This window comes from Streptomyces liliifuscus (assembly GCF_016598615.1).
Lineage (GTDB): Bacteria > Actinomycetota > Actinomycetes > Streptomycetales > Streptomycetaceae > Streptomyces > Streptomyces liliifuscus.
This window is the reverse complement of record NZ_CP066831.1, coordinates 6,659,439-6,677,802: the sequence shown is the minus strand read 5'-3', so window position 1 is coordinate 6,677,802 and position 18,364 is coordinate 6,659,439. Positions and strand designations below refer to the sequence as shown.

The 18,364-nt window shown below is 68.3% G+C and carries 18 protein-coding genes; 3 read left to right on the top strand and 15 right to left on the bottom strand.

Annotated elements, in window-relative coordinates; translation table 11 throughout:
* Positions 1-130: 130 nt before the first annotated feature.
* Positions 131-730 carry a CGNR zinc finger domain-containing protein gene (locus tag JEQ17_RS28815; protein WP_200397877.1) on the bottom strand — a complete coding sequence of 200 codons (600 nt, stop codon included), beginning with the start codon at positions 728-730 and terminating at the stop codon, positions 131-133.
* Positions 731-973: 243 nt separating this feature from the next.
* Between JEQ17_RS28815 and JEQ17_RS28810 the strand changes: the two genes are divergently transcribed.
* The gene (locus tag JEQ17_RS28810) at positions 974-1,555 is read left to right on the top strand and encodes an anthrone oxygenase family protein (RefSeq protein WP_200397876.1); all 582 of its coding nucleotides are present in this window, start codon (positions 974-976) and stop codon (positions 1,553-1,555) included.
* On the opposite strand, the gene JEQ17_RS28805 is transcribed toward JEQ17_RS28810, so the two are convergent.
* The 4 genes from JEQ17_RS28805 to JEQ17_RS28790 form a co-directional block, all read right to left on the bottom strand.
* The gene (locus tag JEQ17_RS28805) at positions 1,504-2,745 is read right to left on the bottom strand and encodes a uroporphyrinogen-III synthase (protein ID WP_200397875.1); all 1,242 of its coding nucleotides are present in this window, start codon (positions 2,743-2,745) and stop codon (positions 1,504-1,506) included. The genes JEQ17_RS28810 and JEQ17_RS28805 overlap by 52 nt on opposite strands.
* Before the next feature lie 216 nt (positions 2,746-2,961).
* The gene (locus JEQ17_RS28800) at positions 2,962-4,344 is read right to left on the bottom strand and encodes a nitrate/nitrite transporter (protein ID WP_200397874.1); all 1,383 of its coding nucleotides are present in this window, start codon (positions 4,342-4,344) and stop codon (positions 2,962-2,964) included.
* A gap of 615 nt (positions 4,345-4,959) precedes the next feature.
* The gene (locus JEQ17_RS28795) at positions 4,960-5,172 is read right to left on the bottom strand and encodes a hypothetical protein (protein ID WP_234048402.1); all 213 of its coding nucleotides are present in this window, start codon (positions 5,170-5,172) and stop codon (positions 4,960-4,962) included.
* 191 nt (positions 5,173-5,363) lie between these two features.
* Positions 5,364-5,744, bottom strand: coding sequence for an ATP-binding protein (locus tag JEQ17_RS28790; protein ID WP_407700089.1), 381 nt, complete (start codon positions 5,742-5,744; stop codon positions 5,364-5,366).
* Between the two features lie 341 nt (positions 5,745-6,085).
* Between JEQ17_RS28790 and JEQ17_RS28785 the strand changes: the two genes are divergently transcribed.
* On the top strand, positions 6,086-6,937 hold the full coding sequence (locus JEQ17_RS28785; protein WP_200397872.1) for a helix-turn-helix domain-containing protein: 852 nt from the start codon (positions 6,086-6,088) through the stop codon (positions 6,935-6,937).
* Between the two features lie 9 nt (positions 6,938-6,946).
* A complete protein-coding gene (locus tag JEQ17_RS28780; protein WP_200397871.1) occupies positions 6,947-7,141 on the top strand; it encodes a DUF397 domain-containing protein in 195 nt (64 codons plus the stop codon).
* Positions 7,142-7,207: 66 nt separating this feature from the next.
* Here the strand turns inward: JEQ17_RS28780 and JEQ17_RS28775 are convergent, their stop codons facing one another.
* The 10 genes from JEQ17_RS28775 to JEQ17_RS28730 all read right to left on the bottom strand — a co-directional run bounded on the left by JEQ17_RS28775 (position 7,208) and on the right by JEQ17_RS28730 (position 17,843).
* A complete protein-coding gene (locus tag JEQ17_RS28775; RefSeq protein ID WP_200397870.1) occupies positions 7,208-7,672 on the bottom strand; it encodes a hypothetical protein in 465 nt (154 codons plus the stop codon).
* 77 nt (positions 7,673-7,749) lie between these two features.
* Positions 7,750-8,436 (bottom strand): hypothetical protein, encoded by a 687-nt coding sequence (locus tag JEQ17_RS28770; protein ID WP_234048401.1) that lies wholly within the window; start codon positions 8,434-8,436, stop codon positions 7,750-7,752.
* 21 nt (positions 8,437-8,457) lie between these two features.
* Complete coding sequence (locus tag JEQ17_RS28765; RefSeq protein ID WP_200397868.1) at positions 8,458-9,054, bottom strand: hypothetical protein; 597 nt, start codon at positions 9,052-9,054, stop codon at positions 8,458-8,460.
* Positions 9,055-9,147: 93 nt separating this feature from the next.
* Positions 9,148-10,500, bottom strand: a complete 1,353-nt coding sequence (locus tag JEQ17_RS28760; RefSeq protein ID WP_200397867.1) for a hypothetical protein — start codon at positions 10,498-10,500, stop codon at positions 9,148-9,150.
* Positions 10,497-10,814 carry a hypothetical protein gene (locus JEQ17_RS28755; RefSeq protein WP_200397866.1) on the bottom strand — a complete coding sequence of 106 codons (318 nt, stop codon included), beginning with the start codon at positions 10,812-10,814 and terminating at the stop codon, positions 10,497-10,499. The genes JEQ17_RS28760 and JEQ17_RS28755 overlap by 4 nt, the downstream gene beginning before the upstream one ends.
* 126 nt (positions 10,815-10,940) lie before the next feature.
* Positions 10,941-11,987 (bottom strand): hypothetical protein, encoded by a 1,047-nt coding sequence (locus JEQ17_RS28750; protein WP_200397865.1) that lies wholly within the window; start codon positions 11,985-11,987, stop codon positions 10,941-10,943.
* Positions 11,975-12,634 (bottom strand): hypothetical protein, encoded by a 660-nt coding sequence (locus JEQ17_RS28745; protein ID WP_200397864.1) that lies wholly within the window; start codon positions 12,632-12,634, stop codon positions 11,975-11,977. Before JEQ17_RS28745 ends, JEQ17_RS28750 begins: the two co-directional genes overlap by 13 nt.
* Before the next feature lie 246 nt (positions 12,635-12,880).
* Positions 12,881-14,149, bottom strand: coding sequence for an acyltransferase family protein (locus tag JEQ17_RS28740; protein WP_200397863.1), 1,269 nt, complete (start codon positions 14,147-14,149; stop codon positions 12,881-12,883).
* 284 nt (positions 14,150-14,433) lie between these two features.
* Complete coding sequence (locus JEQ17_RS28735) at positions 14,434-16,629, bottom strand: glycosyltransferase (RefSeq protein ID WP_200397862.1); 2,196 nt, start codon at positions 16,627-16,629, stop codon at positions 14,434-14,436.
* Positions 16,629-17,843 (bottom strand): hypothetical protein, encoded by a 1,215-nt coding sequence (locus tag JEQ17_RS28730; RefSeq protein ID WP_200402121.1) that lies wholly within the window; start codon positions 17,841-17,843, stop codon positions 16,629-16,631. Before JEQ17_RS28730 ends, JEQ17_RS28735 begins: the two co-directional genes overlap by 1 nt.
* Positions 17,844-18,364 lie beyond the last annotated feature (521 nt).

Sequence of the window (18,364 nt, the reverse complement as noted above, 5' to 3'; positions counted from 1 at the left end):
GTGTCCGGGGGATCCCCCAGTCGGTCGCTCATCCCGGGATACGGGCGCAGGCGCGGCTGTGTTCAAAGTGACGGGCATTCTTTGTGAGGAGAGTGTGGGGAAGTTGGGGGCTCTCCTTCACGGAGGAACTCTAAGCCCGCGCGAGGGCTGCTCTGCGCCGGTGCCTGGCAACGCGTTCGCGGTTCCCGCACACCTCACTGGAGCACCACCTGCGACGACGCCCTCTGGACGTATCCAGGTACACGATGGGGCAGTTGTCTCCCTCACACTGCCGAATGCTCGCGCGGGCGGCCGGATCCGTCAGCAGCTCCACTGTGTCACGGGCGACGGCGGCGAGCAGCGCGGCGGGGGCCGGCGGGCCGTCCAGGGCGCGTACGAGCGAGCCTCCGGCGTCCCACACCGCGTTCGGCACGGGCGGTGCGGTGCGGGCGAGTTCGTTCACGCGGGCCAGCGCGATGACGAAGGGCCGGGAGTCCCTGGAGGGCTCAGAACGCACCAACTGGCCTATATGGCTGCGTAGTTCGCGAAATCCGACGAGCCAGGAGGAGTCGACGGACGCGAGCGGTGTGCCCGCCGGGACGAGTCCGGATCCGGTGATCCAGGCCCGCAACGGCTCCGCCGAGTCGAGCCGTTCCTCGGGGTGCGTGGTCGCCAGGAGATCGAGACAGATCCGTCCGGAGTCGAACCGCAGCTCGTACGAGGCCGTGGCTGTGGCCGTGCCCAGTGCCATGTGCCTGTCACCGCCTTGGGGTTGCCGCCATGCGGGGTCGGTGAGTGGTCGTGAGTGGGGGTACGGGAGGGGGCCGTGCAGGGCCCGTACTCCCTACAGTGCCTTCCCCCGCGCGCGGCGGGAAGCCCCGCGCCGGGCCGTACCCTCCCTCGCGCCGCCCGGCTCTCCCCGCTGGACGTCCGCTTATGCGGGCGCGCGTCCGAAGCATGTCGTCCGCCGGGACCCGCCGGTTGACTGAAAGACATGGCAACCACCACAGAGAGCAACAAGGGGCGGCGTTCGACCGCCGGGGGTGTACTGGTCGCGGCCACGGTCGTCACGGGTCTGGTCGCCGGGCTCTTCTACGCGTACGCGAACAACGTGATGCCGGCGCTGGCCCGCAGCGACGACCGCGTCTACATCGAGGTCATCCAGAACATCAACGACGTCATCCAGAACCCGGTGTTCCTGCTGAGCTTCAACGGCGCCCTGCTGCTCACGGCCTTCTCGGCCTGGCAGTTGCGCGGCTCGCCACGGGTCCGGGTGTGGGTCTTCGCGGCACTCGTCGTGTACGCGCTCGCGTTCCTGGTCACCGTCGTCTTCAACATCCCGCTGAACAACGAGATCATGGACGCCGGGAATCCGGCCACGACGGCCGATCCGGCCGCCGTGCGCGAGAGGTTCGAGGACCCGTGGGTGGCCTGGAACGTCGTACGCGCCGTACTGCACGTCGTGGCGTTCGGCCTGCTGGCGCAGGCTCTGGTGCTGTACGGGCGGCACGGCCGGAGCGGTCGTCAGTCGTCGCCGTACTTGGAGTCGGCCACCGGGTCGAGCGCCAGCCGGTAGCCGCGCTTGACGACGGTCTGGATGAGCTTGGGCGCCCCCAGTGCCGTACGCAGCCGGGCCATCGCGGTCTCCACGGCGTGCTCGTCCTTGCCGGCGCCGGGCAGGGCCCGCAGCAGTTCGGCGCGGGCCACCACCCAGCCGGGCCGCCGGGACAGCGCGCGCAGCAGGGACATTCCGGCGGGCGGCACGGGCCGCAGTGTGTCGTCCACCAGCACGGCGTGCCCCCGGATCTCCACCCGGTGACCGGCGATCGGCAACGTTCGCGCCCGGGACGGAAGTTCCTGACACAGCACCTGTACGAGAGGGCCGAGCCGGAAGCGTTCCGGCTGGACCGTGTCGATGCCCCTGGCCTGCAGCGGCAGCGCGGTGACCGGGCCGACGCAGGCGGGCAGCACGTCGTGGCTGAGGGCGGCGAGCAGTTCGGGCAGCAGTCCGCGGTCCTCGGCGCGGCCCAGCAGCGAGGCGGCGGCCGGGGCGCTGGTGAAGGTCAGCGCGTCCACACCGCGGGTGACCGTGGCGTCCAGCAGCCGGTCGACGGGGGCGATGTCCTCCGGCGGCATCCACCGGTACACGGGCACGCCGACGACGTCCCCGCCCGCGGCCCGCAGCGACTCGACGAACCCGGGCAGCGGCTCACCGTGCAACTGGACGGCGATCCGGCGCCCTTCGACTCCCTCCTCCAGCAGCCGGTCGAGCACCTCGGCCATGGATTCGGAGGACGGGGACCATTCCTCGGTCAGCCCCTGGGCCCGTATCGCACCTTTGACCTTGGGTCCGCGGGCGAGCAGCTCGACTCCGCGGAGTGTGTCGAGCAGGTCCTCGCCCAGCCCCCACCCGTCGGCGGCCTCGACCCACCCGCGGAACCCGATCGCGGTGGTCGCGACCACGATGTCCGGGGCCTCGTGGAGCAGTTGCTTGGTCGCCGCGAGCAGCTCGCTGTCGTCGGAGAGGGGCACGATGCGCAGGGCGGGCGCGTGCATGACGGCGGCGCCGCGCCGCTGGAGCAGGGCTCCGAGTTCGTCGGCACGGCGGGCGGCGGTCACACCGACGGTGAACCCGGCGAGGGGACCGTGATCGGGCCGGTCGGCGCGCTGTTCGGCCCGCTGTTCGGCCCGCTGCTCGGATCGCTGCTCTGCTCGCTGCTCGGGTCGTGGCTCAGGGCGTTGCTCCGGTCGCTGCTCTTCGTACATGGCTCTCGTCCCGCTCGAGTGGTGTTCGTCCTGCGTCACCCGCTGGGTTGGGGCGTACCGCGTGGAGCCTCCGTGGTGGGGCGCCCGGTCCCAGGGCCGGTGCGTCCTGCTCCGGGGCGTTCACTGAACGCCCTATTTGCCCGCATCATGGCGGATGACCGAGCCTGTCAATCATGCGTGACAGGCTCGGTTCCGCTTGATGTCATCCGTGTTACGTCACACTTCCGCGTAGCTGAGCTGCGGCTTCGCCTCGGAAGCGGTCACCGCCGGGGACTCGGCGGCCGCCGGGCGGCGAAGGTATACGGCCCAGGTGACCCCGAAGCAGACCGCGTAGAAGGCGAGGAAGGCGACGAAGGCCCCGGTGCCCGAGCCCACGCTCAGGAACGACTGCCGGAAGGCGAGGTTGATGCCGAGACCGCCGACCGCGCCCACGGCCCCGATGAGCCCCATCGAGGCACCGGACAGCCGCCGCCCGTAGGACGCGGCCTCCTCACCGGTGAGCCCCAGGGCGGCGGCCTTGGCCTGGAAGATGCCGGGGATCATCTTGTACGTGGAGCCGTTGCCGAGCCCGCTCAGCACGAACAGCACGATGAACGCCGTGGTGAACAGGGCCAGTGACTCCTCCATGGAGGCGGCCACGATGACGGCGGTCGCGGCGCCCATGCCGACGAAGTTCCACAGGGTGATCTTCGCGCCGCCGTACTTGTCGGCGAGCCAGCCGCCCACGGGCCGGATCAGCGAGCCGAGCAGCGGCCCGATGAAGGTGACGTAGGCCGACTCCAGCGGCGTACGCCCGAACTGCGTCTGGAGCACGAGCCCGAAGGCGAAGCTGTATCCGATGAACGACCCGAACGTCCCGATGTAGAGGAAGGACATGATCCAGGTGTGCGGGTCCTTCACCGCCTCCTTGGCGGCACCGGTGTCGTTCTTCACGGACGTGATGTTGTCCATGTAGAGGGCCCCGAGCACGGCGGCGACGACGATCAGCGGAATGTAGATCCCGAGCAGCACCCGCGGACCGCCGCTGGCCCCGATGACGGCGAGCGCGACGAGCTGTACGACCGGCACCCCGATGTTGCCGCCGCCGGCGTTGAGCCCAAGAGCCCACCCCTTCTTCCGCAACGGGAAGAACGAGTTGATGTTGGTCATGGAGGAGGCGAAGTTGCCGCCTCCGACGCCGGCGAGCATGGCGCACACGAGGAAGGTCCCGAAGGACGTCCCCGGCTCCATCACGATGAACGCCGCGATCGTGGGGATGAGCAGCATGCTCGCCGCGACGATGGTCCAGTTCCGGCCACCGAAGCGCGCGACCGCGAAGGTGTACGGCACGCGCACGATGGCGCCGACCAGCGTGGCCATGGAGATGATGAAGAACTTGTCGGCCGGGGTGAGCCCGTACTCGGGCCCCATGAAGAGCACCATCACGGACCACAGGGTCCAGATCGAGAACCCGATGTGCTCGGAAAGAACGGAGAAGAACAGGTTGCGCCGGGCGACCTTCTCCCCCGTCTCCTTCCAGAACGTCTCGTCCTCCGGGTCCCACTGCTCGATCCAGCGGCCCCCCTTGCGCGGTGCGATGCTGCTGCTCGGGGCTGTCATCTCACGCCTCCACAATTTCTCCGGCTGGTCCACCCGAAGGTAGGGACGACTCGTTTCCGGCCTGTGCCAACGGGTGACCACCCGGGAACTTTGCTCTCACCCCGGGGCGGGGGGCACGGTGAGGGTTTTTTCGGGGGGTGGGGGGTTTCTACTGGTGAGGGGGGTGCCAGGGCTGCGACTGCGAAGACTCCTGCGGGTGCTCAGGCCTGTACTCGTGCGGCTGCCGCGGTGCGGGGCCGCGCCCGGATCGACGCAGGAGCCGACTGGCGTGCCGCCCCACGGGCTGGCGGCGGGGGCCCGATGAACAGGGCACGAGCCGGGCGGCCGGGGTGGGGGGTACGAGCCGGGGCTGGGGGTAGGGCTCACGGGCGACCAGGGGCCTGCGGCGGCGTACGGATGTTGTTGGCGAATCGCTGAACGAGAGCCAATTGGGCGCTCAGTCCCAGTGACACGCTGTGCAGGCGGCGTGTCACTCGGACTCGCACGGCACTTGACGGGCGCTGACCGGATTCGCCGGCAGCGTCATTCCATCCGCCGAACTACCCGGCTGCGCTCACTGAGCCCCTCCCCTGCGATGACAACGGATGCAGGGGAAAGGGGGCAGGGGTAAGCCAGTCACAGGAAGGTCACCTGCATGATGTAGAGCCGTTCATGCCGGGGGACGATCAAGTAGTTGAAGAAGCCGCCAGGCACGTGGGCGAAGCCTCCATTCGGCCCTTCGCCCTGGCGGGTGGTGCCGTCGACGCAGAAGGCTGCGGCGGCGCGGACCAGCTCGTCGACCCGCTTCTCGACCTCCGCAAGGAAGGCGGGAGGGGCGCCGCCTGCCACGTGCAGTTCGTCCGGGTCGTACTTCCCATTGCCAGGTCACGCGGACACCGCCCTGCGCCTCCGCTTCGACTGCGGTCAGTTCGTCCATGCCGGACCGGAATGCGGGGTCTTCCCTGCTGCCCGTGTTGTGTACTGCGGCGAGCGCGGCGCGGTCTTGGGCTCGATGCCCTGGGCAGGCTGGCGGTCGGGCATCATGCGGCCGCCCGCTTCCCCCGGGCTCCCGCCCCGCCCACCTCGAACCACATCAGCTTCCCCGCGCCCCGATCCAGACGGCCGTCACCGAGCGGCCAGCAGCCCCAGAGGTCCGCGCACTGCTGGACGAGGAGGAGGCCGCGGCCGGCTTCGGCGTCCGCCGAGGCCGGGGGCGGGGCGTGGGTGTCCGAGGATCGATCGAAGGGTGGGGGGATGTACGGGCTGGTGTCCCACACGAAGACCCTCAGGCGGCCTTCACCCGGCGCGCGCAGCCGCAGGGAGGCGGGCCCCTTCGTGTGCCGGTACGCATTGGTGACCAACTCGGACGTCAACAGCTCGACCACATCGAGGACTTCGGCCATTCCATGCCCGTTCAGCACGGCCCGCACGGTCATACGTGCGACGCGTGCAGCACGGGGGTCATGGGGCAGGCGAAGGGCGTACGCCCAGGTATCGGGCGGGGCTACGGTGACCATGAACGCCTCCGGGAGGAAGGGGAGAGGGAGAGGAATGGGAGAGAGAACTTGGGCTCGCTCAACGTCCGCGCCTTGCGGTGGCAGTGCCTGGGCGGGTGCGCTTCCGGCTTGGGGGCGCGGGCAGTTGGCGGTACGGTCTTAAGCTAGCGCCATCCAGGAGATGCATCTCCCAAACCTTCGATATCCATCAGCGATTACCTCGTGTGGGGTACCCGAGCGCCGCGACGCGGCCGGAAGGAGGCGTCTTGCCGCCCACCAACGCCCCGACTCTGCGCCAGCGGCGAATGGGCGCCGAACTCCGCAAACTCCGTGAGCGGGCTGGGCTGACAGTCACCGGCGCCGCCACGCTGCTGGGCGTCAACCAGGGACGCGTCAGCATGATCGAGACCGGCCGCAGCTCCCTCAGCGCCGACCGCGTCCGCGCCCTGGCGCGCTCGTACGATTGCGCGGACGAGCGGCTGGTCGACGCCATCGCCACCATGACCGGCCGACGGACCCGTGGCTGGTGGGAGGAGTACCGCGACGTGCTCCCCTCCAACTTGCTGGACCTAGCCGAGCTGGAGTACCACGCCACCGCACTCCGGGTGGCCGTCACGATCCACATGCCCGGCCTGCTGCAGACCGCGGAGCATGCCCGCGCGGTGATGCGCGAAGCGGTTCCATCGCTACGGTCCTACGAGATCGAGCACCGCGTCTCGCACCGCGTGAAGCGCCAAGCCGTTCTCTTCGAGCGAATCGCAACCCCATACACGGCCATCGTGCACGAGGCGGCGCTGCGCATGGGTTTCGGCGGACCTGAGATCGGCCGAGCGCAACTCGGCTATCTACTGGAGATGAGCGAGCAGCCCACGATCACCATCCTGGTGATCCCGTTCGGGAAGGCGGGGTTCCCGGCATCCGGCCAGCCCATCACCTGCGCTGTCGGTTCTGTTCCAGGGCTCGACACCATCGTCCTGGACACCGACCATGGCTGCGAATTCCTGGACGCAGAGGCACAGTTGGAGCGCTACCGCTCGGTGCTGGACCGCATGGAATCGCGAGCCCTGCCTGAGCGGAAGTCCCGAGACCTCATCCAGCGCCTCGCACAAGACCTCTGAGGAGCCTCCATGCCCGAACTCACCTGGCAGAAGTCGTCGTACAGCGCCGAAGCTGCCAACTGTGTCTACGTGGCGACCACCTCTACGGGAACGGTCCACCTCCGCGAGAGCGACGAACCCGACGTCATCCTCGTCACCACCCGCCCTCGCCTACATGAGCTGATACGAACACTGAAGGCGCATTCGTCCCCACGCACCACCTGAACGGTTGGACACCTTGGGACACCCAAGCACGCGCCGCCGATGCGTGCGCGAAGGCTGCCTCAGGAATCAGGGCCGCGACGGCTCGCTGCGCGCATGAGGCGGGAAGAGCCTGTCGTACACGCGGATGAACAGCTTGGCCAAAGGAACTCCGACAAGGGTGGCGGCGAGGCCGGTCACCCAGAGGGCCGGGTATCGCCTGGAGGTGTCTGTACCGCCGGGACTGCCGCGTCGGCCTCCGCCGAAGGGCCACGTTTCAAGGATGGCGCCGAAGAGAACTTCAAGCACGACGATGCAGACGACGGCACCCACACCCCAGGTGAAGCGCCGGAGTCCGGGCTCCCACAGCTCCACGGCCTTGGACACACAGAGGAGGAAGACCACGGCCAGAAGGGGAACGGCGAGACCAACTGCGACCGCGAACCCGTAAGCCCCACCGGGCCAGGAGGTCCCAGCCCAGCGCCAGACCTCCGGGCCCCACTGCCCCTTTCCAACACCAGGGACGACGAAGAGCCCGAGGATGAGGCCCACCATGATGAGACAAGACAGGCCACGCCGTCGCTTCGTGCCGTCCTCGCCGCCGGCAGAGCCTTCTCCCACGGTTTCCACGGTCAACGCGCTTCGCTCGTGCCGGGTACCAGCGGATCGTCAAAACTGACCGTTTCGGCGATCTGCTGGAGGACCGCTCGGTACTGCTCGCGGCGAGCCACAGCCGTTGTGCTGAGTGTGAGGACGACCAGGCGCTTGCAGTCCGGGTGTGGCAAGTGGGCGTGGACTTGCAAGAGAGACAACTGCGGGAGACCACTGTCGGCTGATGGTGTGCACACTGACTCGCTGAACGTGGCTGGACCGCAGGGTAGTTCGAGATACTCGATGTGCGTGCGGCCCTCGTTGACGGCTAGCGCTCGGGCGGCCGTCACGCCACGAGGAGCCACTGCCGTGTCCCGCCAGGAGAGAGTGAAGAGTGAGAGCAACGGCTGGCCACTATTCATGCCCGCCTCGTCCACGTCGTCGCGGTGCAGGCCGATCGAGCAGTGGACGGTGCCTACCTCTCTCAACGCCCAAAGCAACTGCTGCCCTGAGGCGAAGTGGGAGATGAATTGCTGGCGGACCATCTCGTTGGGCGCCGCGTCGAGGAACGGGGCAACGGCAGTACGGAGGGTGTCAGCAGCCGGGGACCCTGGCTCGGGCAGCAGGCCGTCGAGGGGAAGGGATGTGAAACCTGCGGGTTCGGCGAACCAGAGCTCCGCTTCGGGGTCGTTGACGGAGTCGGTGAGGATAACGGTGGGGGCACTCACGAGCACGCTTCCCAATACGAATCAGAGATGGACGGGATGGACGCCAGCCCGTCGGCCACGTTCGATGTCCTCGGGGGTGGCACCCCAGTCCGCGAAACGCTGACCAGTCTGCGCATCCGTCCGTTGCTCAATGACGTGCAGGCGTCGGGGGGCCGTTCCCCTGCTTGTGGGGGCAGCAATGAGTCCGACGAAACGCGGATCGCCTGCGAACCAGACGATCTCGATCTGATCCTTCAGCTGAGGCCTGGCGCGAGGAGCCATGCGACGCGCCCACCACTCCACACGAAGGTGCTGCGGGAAAACGAGCGGCAGTTGCTGGTCGGAGCGAGCGGGGTTGGGAAACTCGAACCATCCGTAGTGCTTGCCGACGACTTCGGGACGCTTGGTCAGTCCGTGCGGGACATCTCGCAGGATCTGCCAGGGGTAAGCCCGTAGAATGCGCCGCATGAAGAGTGCTGGGCGGAAATAGCGCAGTTGGGTGACGGCTCGATGTAGAGAGTAGAGGAGAGGCAGCACGAAAAGGACGGCGAACCCAGGGGACAGGAATACGATCAGAACATAGAGCAGGGTCCACCAGGCAGTAACCCAGCCGACGAGAGCGATGACGGTCATAGTCATGTGTTCTGTCCAGGCCCGGCGAGTTGGCGGATGGTCCCAGGCAGTGCGGTGGTCGGCGGGATTCACAGACTTTTCCTCTCCGTGCACGAGGCGTCAGAAGACATGGCGGACCAGGTTGAGAATTCCGCCGTTGTCGACGACAAGGCGGGTACCGTCGATTCCGGCAGTGGCGCCGCTCTTGATGCCATCGTCGTCCGCGTCCACCACCTTGTTGTACAGGCCGAAGCCGCCGGTGCCCGCACCAACCCCGCCCGACGTCGCCGACACTGCCTTGGCTGCCGCTTCAGGGTTGCTGAGACCCCGCACCGCTCGTGCGATCAAGGGGTTGTCAAGGCTCGTGATGGCGCCCGCCTCATCCAGGGTCTTCGTACCGTAGGTGGCGGCTCTCTGCCAGAAGCCAAGTGATTGGCTTCCCGCTCGAATTGCGTGGGTGGCCTCAACACCGCCCTTGACCACTGCTCCAATTCCCGGCAGGGCCCCAGCAAGATCAGCTCCTACCGAAACGGCGTTGCTCCAGAAGTCGGCATCCAGTTCCCCCTTGGTGAAGCCGTCTTTCAGGGACTCCCACGTCTCGGCGTCAGAGAGCCGTAGCGACAGGGCCGTAGCACTCATCGCCGACGCTGTCAGCATCAACGCCGCCACCATCGCGATCCCGAGCGGACCGGCGAAGATGATCGCCACCAGCCCGACGACCCCCGCCACAAAACTGAGGATGTCCGGCAGGTTCTCCCAGAGCCAGTCCATCGCCGAGTCGAACCACCCCGGCTCGTGTGGCGCCAGCTTCTTCGTCGCGTCACGGATCTTGCCTGCTCGGTACTGAGCTTGACTCTCATGCTCCTCGGCGAGTTTCCGAGCTCTGCCCAGGATCTTCTCGAGGTCGGCCTCTGCCTCATCGACGGCTGTGTTCGCGCTGTTCAGGGCCTTCTGAGCGTCGTCGTGTCCGGCGCTCTTCTTCTTGTCCAGGGCCGGATCGTCGCCCGCTGTTGTCGCCTTGCCCTTGGCCGTGTCGACCGCAGCGCGCGCATCCTTCGCCTCCTCGTCGAGGCGTTTCGCTCGCCGCTGGAAGTCGTCGAGTTCGCCCTCCCAGAGGCTCAGTTGCTTGGCCGCCTTACGAAGGGAACGCGCGGCGTTCTTCAGGTTCAGCGGCAGCGGGCCCTCGTCGAGCTGCTCCCGGAAGGCGACGGCCGCGTCACCCTTCCAGTAGCTGCCGTCCATCAACTTGGTGACCAGGTCACGCGTGTCTTCGAGGACCTTCGCGCAGCCGGCGAGCTTCTTGTGCAGGCCGCTCACGGTCTCGGTGCTGCCCGGCACGGGGTTGAAGCCCAGGTTGGGGTAATCGGGGTTCGCGATCCTCGGGGAGGATTTCAGTCCCTGTGGAAGAGGACCGTTCCTCGCGGCCTCGGACTGGGAAAAGGGCGACGGCTCGATACCGGGCGTTTGAGTCACTTCTTGCCGCCTCCGCTACCGTCCCCGGCCTTCTTCAGCGCTTCCTCCAGCGCCTTGTCGACCTCGCGGTAGCTGTCCCGGCTCTTGCCGATGATCTCGGCCAGGTCCTCGGTCTGCTTGCCGATCTCCTCCGAGCCGTACTTCCAGTCCTCCTGGAAGTCCTCGCACGCGGAGTCCAGGTCGTCGGTGCCGAGGCCCGTGATGTTCGCTTCGGACAACGCCCTGCGGACGCCCTTGAGCGAGTCCGTCGACTTGTTCAGCATCTTCATGAAGCGCCCGAGCTCATCCCCGTCGACCGCTAACCGCTCCGCCACGACCGTTACCTCTCCCCGTTTCGCCCGCCGTACTGAGAGCGGAATCACGCTATCCGTTCTTCACGGCGCTCGGCCAACCGCTCGTCGGGAAAGCGGTTGGCCAGTCGGCTTAAGCAGGCAACTCGGTCAGCGGTTGACGGCCTGGATCTCCTGGACGATCACGTCCTGGTCGGCACCGAACTCGCCGTCGGGCAGAGGCTGGTCACCGTTCACACCGGTGCCGGTCCAGTGGATTTTCCAGGTGACCGTGGCCTGGAGCTTGTAGGAGTCGTCGCCCGAGGAACGGAGGTACTTCACACCGCACGGTGGGGTCTCGTCCGCCTTGCCCTTCGCGAAGGCCTCGCCGATCTGGTCGCCGTTGAGTTCACACACGCCGGAAGCCGGGTAGGTCGTCGCGTCGGCCGTGCCCGGTTCGATCTTCAGGGAGATCGGCTCGGCCGTGGTCGTCGCCTGGACGCCCAGCAGCGGGACGGACGCCGTCACCGAGACCGGCTTGAAGTCCGCAGCGTCCAGCCACGCCCACGTCGGCAGGTTCACCTTTGTGGTGCCCTCCGGGGCGAGTTCAACCTTGGTCGAGGGCACGCGGATCTCTGCGTACGCGAGCTGGGCCAGCATTTCGGGAGTGATCGCCTGCGGGATCTCGGGCGGCGGCGGGTCGCCCGTGTCCACCCAGAAGTAGTCCCTGGTGCAGTCGAGCGCACCGGGATCGCCCTCCCTGCCCTCCGTGACGTAGGAGGCCCAGAAATAGCCCTCGCCGGCCTTGTCCTTGTTGAAGTCCTTGTACGGGTCACCACCGACGAACTTCTTACGCTGCTCCGCGTCCCACTCGTATCCGGTCGAGCCCGCCTCCCAGATCGGCTCCAGGTAATTCTTCAGCTGGTCCGGGGAGTACTTGGGGGCGTAATAGCAGGCGGGCGGAGTCCAGTTGGACGCCGTGGAGGTGACCGGACCGGCCGACTGCCCGGAGCCGTTCTTCGAGCGGTCGAAGACAACGGCACCTGCCGTTGACGAAAGCGTGCCGTCGTCATCGGCGTTTCCGGAGACCGGTGGGGGACTCGGCTTCTGACTGCCACTTCCGAAGTCGTCGTCAGCTGATGCGAGGCCCGAGTTGGCCAAGAGCATCAGGACGACAGCTGAGCCGACAACGACTCCCCGCCTCTTCACGGCTGGCATTTGCCACTCGCCCTCTCTGAAAGCATGTCCTGGGTCACCCATACGCCGGCCTTGTTCTTCTTCAAGGCCGTGTTGTAGAGCACGTAACTGTTCTTGGTCACCGGGGTCTTATCGACTTTCCCAGTCTTGACGTACTTGTTGTAGGCCTTGCCCTGGTCTTCGCAGTACGTGAGCGTCGCTGTTCCATCGCCGCGGACCGTCACCGACTCGTCATAGAAGCGGTAGGTCCCGGTAGTGCGAGCCTTGTGATCCACGAATCGCTGCACGTACTCCTGAGTGGTCGCCGCCAACTCCCCCTCGGAGTAGAAGCGATACGCGGGGTCCAGCGGATCCTGGTTGGCGATGGCCTGGTCCGTTGCCTTGATGAATTGCTCACCGTCGGACAGGACAGCGTCCTTGTCCGCGTCACCCGTTTTGTCCCACTCAAAGGTGTAGTGGAGATCCGAAGGCAGCTCGATCTTCGGCCGGCCAGCAGCCGCTGCAGCGGAAGCGCTTGGCGAAGCCGACTTCTCGGTGCCTGTGTCGGCGCCCGCGATCTTGTCGTTGTCCTTGTCCTTGGAACTGTCGTCGCTACCGCAGGCGGACAGCGACAGGGCCGCGGCGGCGGTCAGCGCGATCGCTGCGAGCAGGGTGGGGCGGCGGTTCACGGACGGCTCCCGGTGGGGCGAGGGGGACATGAGCCCAGCCACGCTACCGAGGGGGTAAGAGACGACACCAGAGCGAATTGCATCAACCGCGTCACGAACTGGGCGTCAAAGCTCGCATTTCGGTACAGGAGATGGCCTAAAGAGCAGCGAGGCGACTACTCCAAGTCGCGGGCCAAGTCCTCGACTTGGCCCGCGCAAACAAACCGGAAGCGTCACCTCGACATCGGAGTCCCGTGTCGCCTACGCCTACCGCACCTTGGCCCGGTGTCCCCGCGAGCTCGGGCCCGGCTTCTTCGAACCCGTCGGCCACAGCTGTGGGCGGCGTTTGGCTGCCAGGTCCTCCGCCCAGCCGAAGGAGAGGACGCAGGCTCCGATGAGGACCCACGTGAGGGCGAGGACGGGCCAGGGGCTTTCCAGGAGCCAGGGCACGTTCTGCCACAGCACGTCGAAGTTCCACAGGCGGTCCCACTGCGTCGCGGCGATGAGGATGCACGTGTTGTGCCAGAGGTAGATCGTCACGGCACGGGAGTTGAGCAGGGTGATCGGTTTGTCCCAGCGGCGCAGCCTGCGCGGCCATTCCGACCAGGACGGGCTGAAGTGCAGCAGCAGCATCACAGTGCCGCACGACCAGAGGGCCTGGGCCAGCGGGATGCTGTCCAGGTCGTGTCCCTCGGTGAAGTTGTTGTTCGTGGCGTACCAGAGGCCCAGCAGAGCGATGGCCGGGGCGACGGAGGGGACCACATAGCGCGGGAGGCGCTGCAGGATTCCCTCCTGGTGCGCCATGCCCAGGATCCAGCACGCACCGAACGTGCTGAAGTCCGTCAGCGCGGACGGAATCCGCTCACCGGGCAGCGACAGGTACTCGAGCTGGAACGCCGCCGACAGCGCGATCGGCGCCGCGATCGTCGCCACCGGCAGCGCGCGCAGGGCGCGGAGCAGGAACGGCGACAGCAGTACGTACCAGAGGTACGCGCGGACGTACCAGAGCGGGCCCGCCAGGTCCGAGGCCCAGTTGTCGCCGATGAAGCCGTGGATTCCGGGCAGCCCCTCGGCGTACGGCGGATCGCTGATCGGGAGGATCCAGAAGGTGAGGTGGAGGAGCCACCAGCCCGGGTGGCCGTCCTCGTCCGGGCCCCAGCCCTGGAGGACCATGCCGGTGACGCCGATCGCGCCCAGCAGCCAGATCGGGGGGATGAGGCGGCGGATGCGGCTGCGGATGACCTGCGGGGCCGGGCGCTTCAGCGAGCGGGCCATCAGGTTGCCGGCCAGCGCGAACATCACGCCCATGGACGGGAACACCAGCGGCAGCCAGGCCCAGCCCGTGAGGTGATAGAGGACCACGCGGAAGAGGGCGAGCGCGCGGAGCAGGTCGAAGTAACGGTCCCGGACGGGGCCGGAACGCTTGGCGGAGTCCGGAGCAGCGTCCGAAGCAGAGTTCGACCCCGAGCCAGACCCCGAGTCCGACGCGTCGGCCGAAGTCCCGCCCGGTCCCGAACCCCAGCCCGGCTCAGACACCGGCCCAGAACCCGCACCCGAACCCGGCCCCGGCCTCGTCGCCGTCGGGCCTCCGTCCGGGTAGGCCGGTGCCGTGGCGGGGCCGGGGAATGTCCCGTCGTACGAGTCGTGCATCGAGGTGTCCTGTCCGGCCCATGTGCCTGTGCCGGTACCGATTCCGGTACCCGTACCCGTACCGATTCCGGTACCTGTGCCTGCTCCTGCGTCCGTGCCCGGCCACGGAGTGCCGGGAGTGCCCGGAGTGCCGGGTGACCCCGGCCACGGAGTCCCGGGGGGCGGCGTGCTCATCCGACCGGCCTCCGGTCCATCTCCGGCTGTTGCGCGGCGGTGCCGCCCGGGCCCGCGGCGCCGGGAAGGCCGACCGCGCCCGTACGCCGGAGCTTCTGCCAGCGCAGTCGGCCGCCGGTCAGGGCGGTGATCCAGGACTGGAGCAGCACTACGTACATGAGCTGGCGGTACAGGATCTGTTGGAGTGGGAGGGACAGGAGGTGGGTCATGCGTTCCTTGTCGAGGCGGAACGCGTACGCCGCGCAGATCGCCTGGACCGCCAGGACGCCGAACCAGGCGAGGATCGTCTGCTCGGTGGGGCCGAACACGAGCCCGTAGAGAAGGAATACGTCGATCAGCGGGGCCAGGAGCGGGGCAAGGATCATGAAGAGGGAGACGAGGGGCATGCCGACCCGGCCGAAGCGGCCCGACGGGCCCCGTTCGATGACCGCCCTGCGGTGCTTCCAGATCGCCTGCATCGTGCCGTACGACCAGCGGTAGCGCTGCGACCACAGCTGCTGGACGGACTCCGGTGCCTCGGTCCACGCGCGGGCGTTCTCCGCGTACACGACCCGCCAGCCGTCGCGGTGCATCGCGATGGTGATGTCCGTGTCCTCGGCGAGCGTGTCGTCGCTCATGCCACCGACGCGCTTGAGCGCGGAGCGCCGGAAGGCACCGACCGCGCCCGGGATGGTCGGCATGCAGTTGAGCATGTCGTACATACGGCGGTCGAGGTTGAACCCCATCACGTACTCGATGTGCTGCCAGGCGCCGATCAGCGAGTCGCGGTTGCCGACCTTCGCGTTGCCCGCGACGGCGCCGACGCTCGGGTCGCCGAAGGGCTGGACCAGTTCGCGGACGGTGGCCGGTTCGAAGACGGTGTCGCCGTCCATCATCACGATGAGGTCGTAACGGGCGTTCGCCACACCCCTGTTGAGGGCGGCGGGCTTGCCCGCGTTGAGCTGGCGCACGACGCGTACGTTCGGCAGGCGCAGGTTCTCGACGATGCGCGCGGTGCCGTCGCTCGACCCGTCGTCGATGACGATCACCTCGATGGGGTGATCGCTCGCCACGAGCGAGTGGACCGTCTGCTCGATGCACTTCGCCTCGTTGTAGGCGGGCACCAGGACGGAGACCGGCTCGGTGATCGGCCGCCCCCAACTGAAGCCGCGGCGGCGGACCTTGCGCGCGTGCAGGACGGAGAGCAGCAGCATCAGCCCGAAGCGGGCGAGGACGAGGGCACCGATGATGGCGAGGCCGACGACCAGCACGGAGGTCGTGTTCTCGGAGGCCTGGACCGCCACGACCCACGCCTTGCCCTTCCACAGGTCGAGGCCGGCGACCTCGGTGTGCGCGCTGGGCACCTTCAGGGCGGCGGTGAGCGTGTCGAAGCGGTAGCCGTCGTCCTGGAGTCCGGAGATGAACCGGTCGAGCGCGGCCACGGTCTGCGAGCGGTCGCCGCCGGAGTCGTGCATCAGCACGACGGCGCCCTTGCCGCCCTTGGGCGTGGCGTTGCTGATGATCTTCTCGACGCCCGGCCTGCGCCAGTCCTCGCTGTCGGTGTTGTTGACGATCGTGATGTAGCCACGGCTGCCGATGTACTCGGTCACCGGCCACGACTTGTTGTCCATCTCGCCCGCGAACGACGAGTACGGCGGCCGGAAGAGAGAGGTCCGGATGCCGGCCGCGCCCGCCAGCGCGAGCTGGTTCTGGGACAGCTCCCAGTCGACCCGGCTCTTGGACTGGAGCGAGAGGTCCGGGTGGTTGAAGGTGTGCAGGCCGATCTCGTGGCCCTCGTCGACCATGCGCTGAACGAGGTCCGGGTGGCGCGAGGCCATGGTGCCGGTGATGAAGAAGACGGCGTGCGCGTCGTGCCTCTTGAGCACGTCGAGCACCTTGGGCGTCCACTCGGGGTCCGGGCCGTCGTCGAAGGTCAGAACCAGCTTGCGGTCCGGGATGTTCACACTGTCCGCGCGGCCGTTGCGGGTGTCGATCACCGGGCCGCCCTCCAGGATCTCCTTGGGGACCCGGTCGGACGCGGCCGGCGACTGGACGCGGTGGTCGGCGAGGATCTCGCTGTGGACGAAGCCGCGCAGCATCAGCATCGCCATCAGGGCGACGAGGATGAGCGAGGGCAGTAGATAGCGCATGGGCAGGCGTCGACGCCGGACGGCGCCCCGCTCTGCACCGCGGCGGCTGGTGCGGGGTGCCATCAGAGGGTGTTCTCCGGGGACTGTGCGGTTGGGGCGGCGCTCGGGTCCGGCGAGACGACCGGCCCGGGCGTGAGCGGGTCACCGGCGACCGTGTCGGTGTCGGCCGGCGGATCCGAGGGGTCGCTGCTCTCGGTGACGCTCGGCTCGGGGTCGGGCGTGACCGGGGGTGTGTTCGACGGCGCGGTGTTCGTCGGCTTCGGTGAGGCGGGCTTCGTGTTGGTGGCCGACGGCTTCGGATCGGCGCTCTTCCCCGTGCCCGTGGGGCTGGCCGACGGGCCCGTCGAGGTGCCGGCGCCCGGCGCGTCGCTCACCGTGCCACCCGCCGACGGCGTCACGCCTGGCGAGGGGACCACCGAGCCGGACGGGTCCGCGGAGTCGGCGGGCAGCGGCGGGATCTCGACCTTTCCGGCGGGCTTGTCCTCCTGCTCCTGGCCCAGTTCCGGGAGCCAGGGCGCGCTGGAGTTGCCCGACATGAGCGTGGCGAGGATGACCACCGCGTAGACCGCGCAGGCCATGCCGACAGCCATGCCGATCCTGCGGTACCTGCGGCTGCGGCGGCCCGTCTCGTCGACGAACACCGGGCCGTCCGAGGCCTCCTTGGTGCTGGGGGCACCCTTGGCCTGCTGGACGAGCCAGTCCTCCAACTGCCGCCCCACACCGTCGAGCTGGACCGTGACCTCGTGCGGGTCGTGGGTGTGCTCGGGGTGCTCGGACTCCTGCCAGGAGTCCTGGGCGGCGTCGGAATCGGCGTCGTCCCATACGGATCCGGGGGACCCGGGGGACCCGGCGGACCCGACGGATCCCGCCGACCCAGTGAATCCGGCCGACCCTGTGGATCCGGCCGACCCTGTGGATATGACGGTCTCGGTGGACACGGCGGGCTCGGTGGACACCACGGGCCCGACCGGCCCGGCGGACCCTCCGGACCTGCCGGGCTGCGACAGGCTCACGCCCGAGTCACCGTCTCTCTGTTCCCCGCGCTCGCCGCGCTCACCGCGTGCACCGTGTTCACCGCGCTCGCCGTACTTCCGATACTCGCCGTCGCTCCACGGGCCGTCACCACGCAGGGCCTGACCACGCAGGCCATCACCACGCAGGCTGTCACCGCGCCGGTCGTCGCTCAGCACGTCGTTGTTCCGCCCGTCGTCGTTCGGCTCGTAGTCGCTGTCGTTCGGCTCGTGGTCGTTCGGCTCGTCGTCTCTCTGCCGCGGCACCGACGGCGCCGCAGCACGGCGGAACCACACGTCGGTCCCACGCTCATCGGCGTCACGCCGGTCGGTGTCACGCCGGTCGGCGTCACGCCCCTGGATGTCACGCCCGTCGATGTCGCGCCGATCGGAATCCCACCGCCCGGAATCACCACGGGCGGAGTCACCACGGCCGGAATCCCCACGGCCGGAATCCCCACGGCCGAAGTCCCCACGGCCGAAGGCTCTGCCGCCGGAGGCTCTGCCGTCGAACCCATCGCCATCGGAGTCGCCGCGAAACGGCTGATCGGTCTCCCGAGGGGCCGCCTGACCGGCCTCACCACGGAACGACAGGGCGTCCTTACGACGGGCCGACGGATCGGCTCCACCCTCACCCGGATGATCGGAATCGCTCCGACCCGGTTGGGCGTCTTCCCGCCAACTTTCCACGCGCACGCACATCCCCCCACGGGACTGGTTCACAGGGGTGCATGTACGACCCGGGCACTCGTACTCGTCGTCCGGACCGGACCCCCATCCGGCCCGAG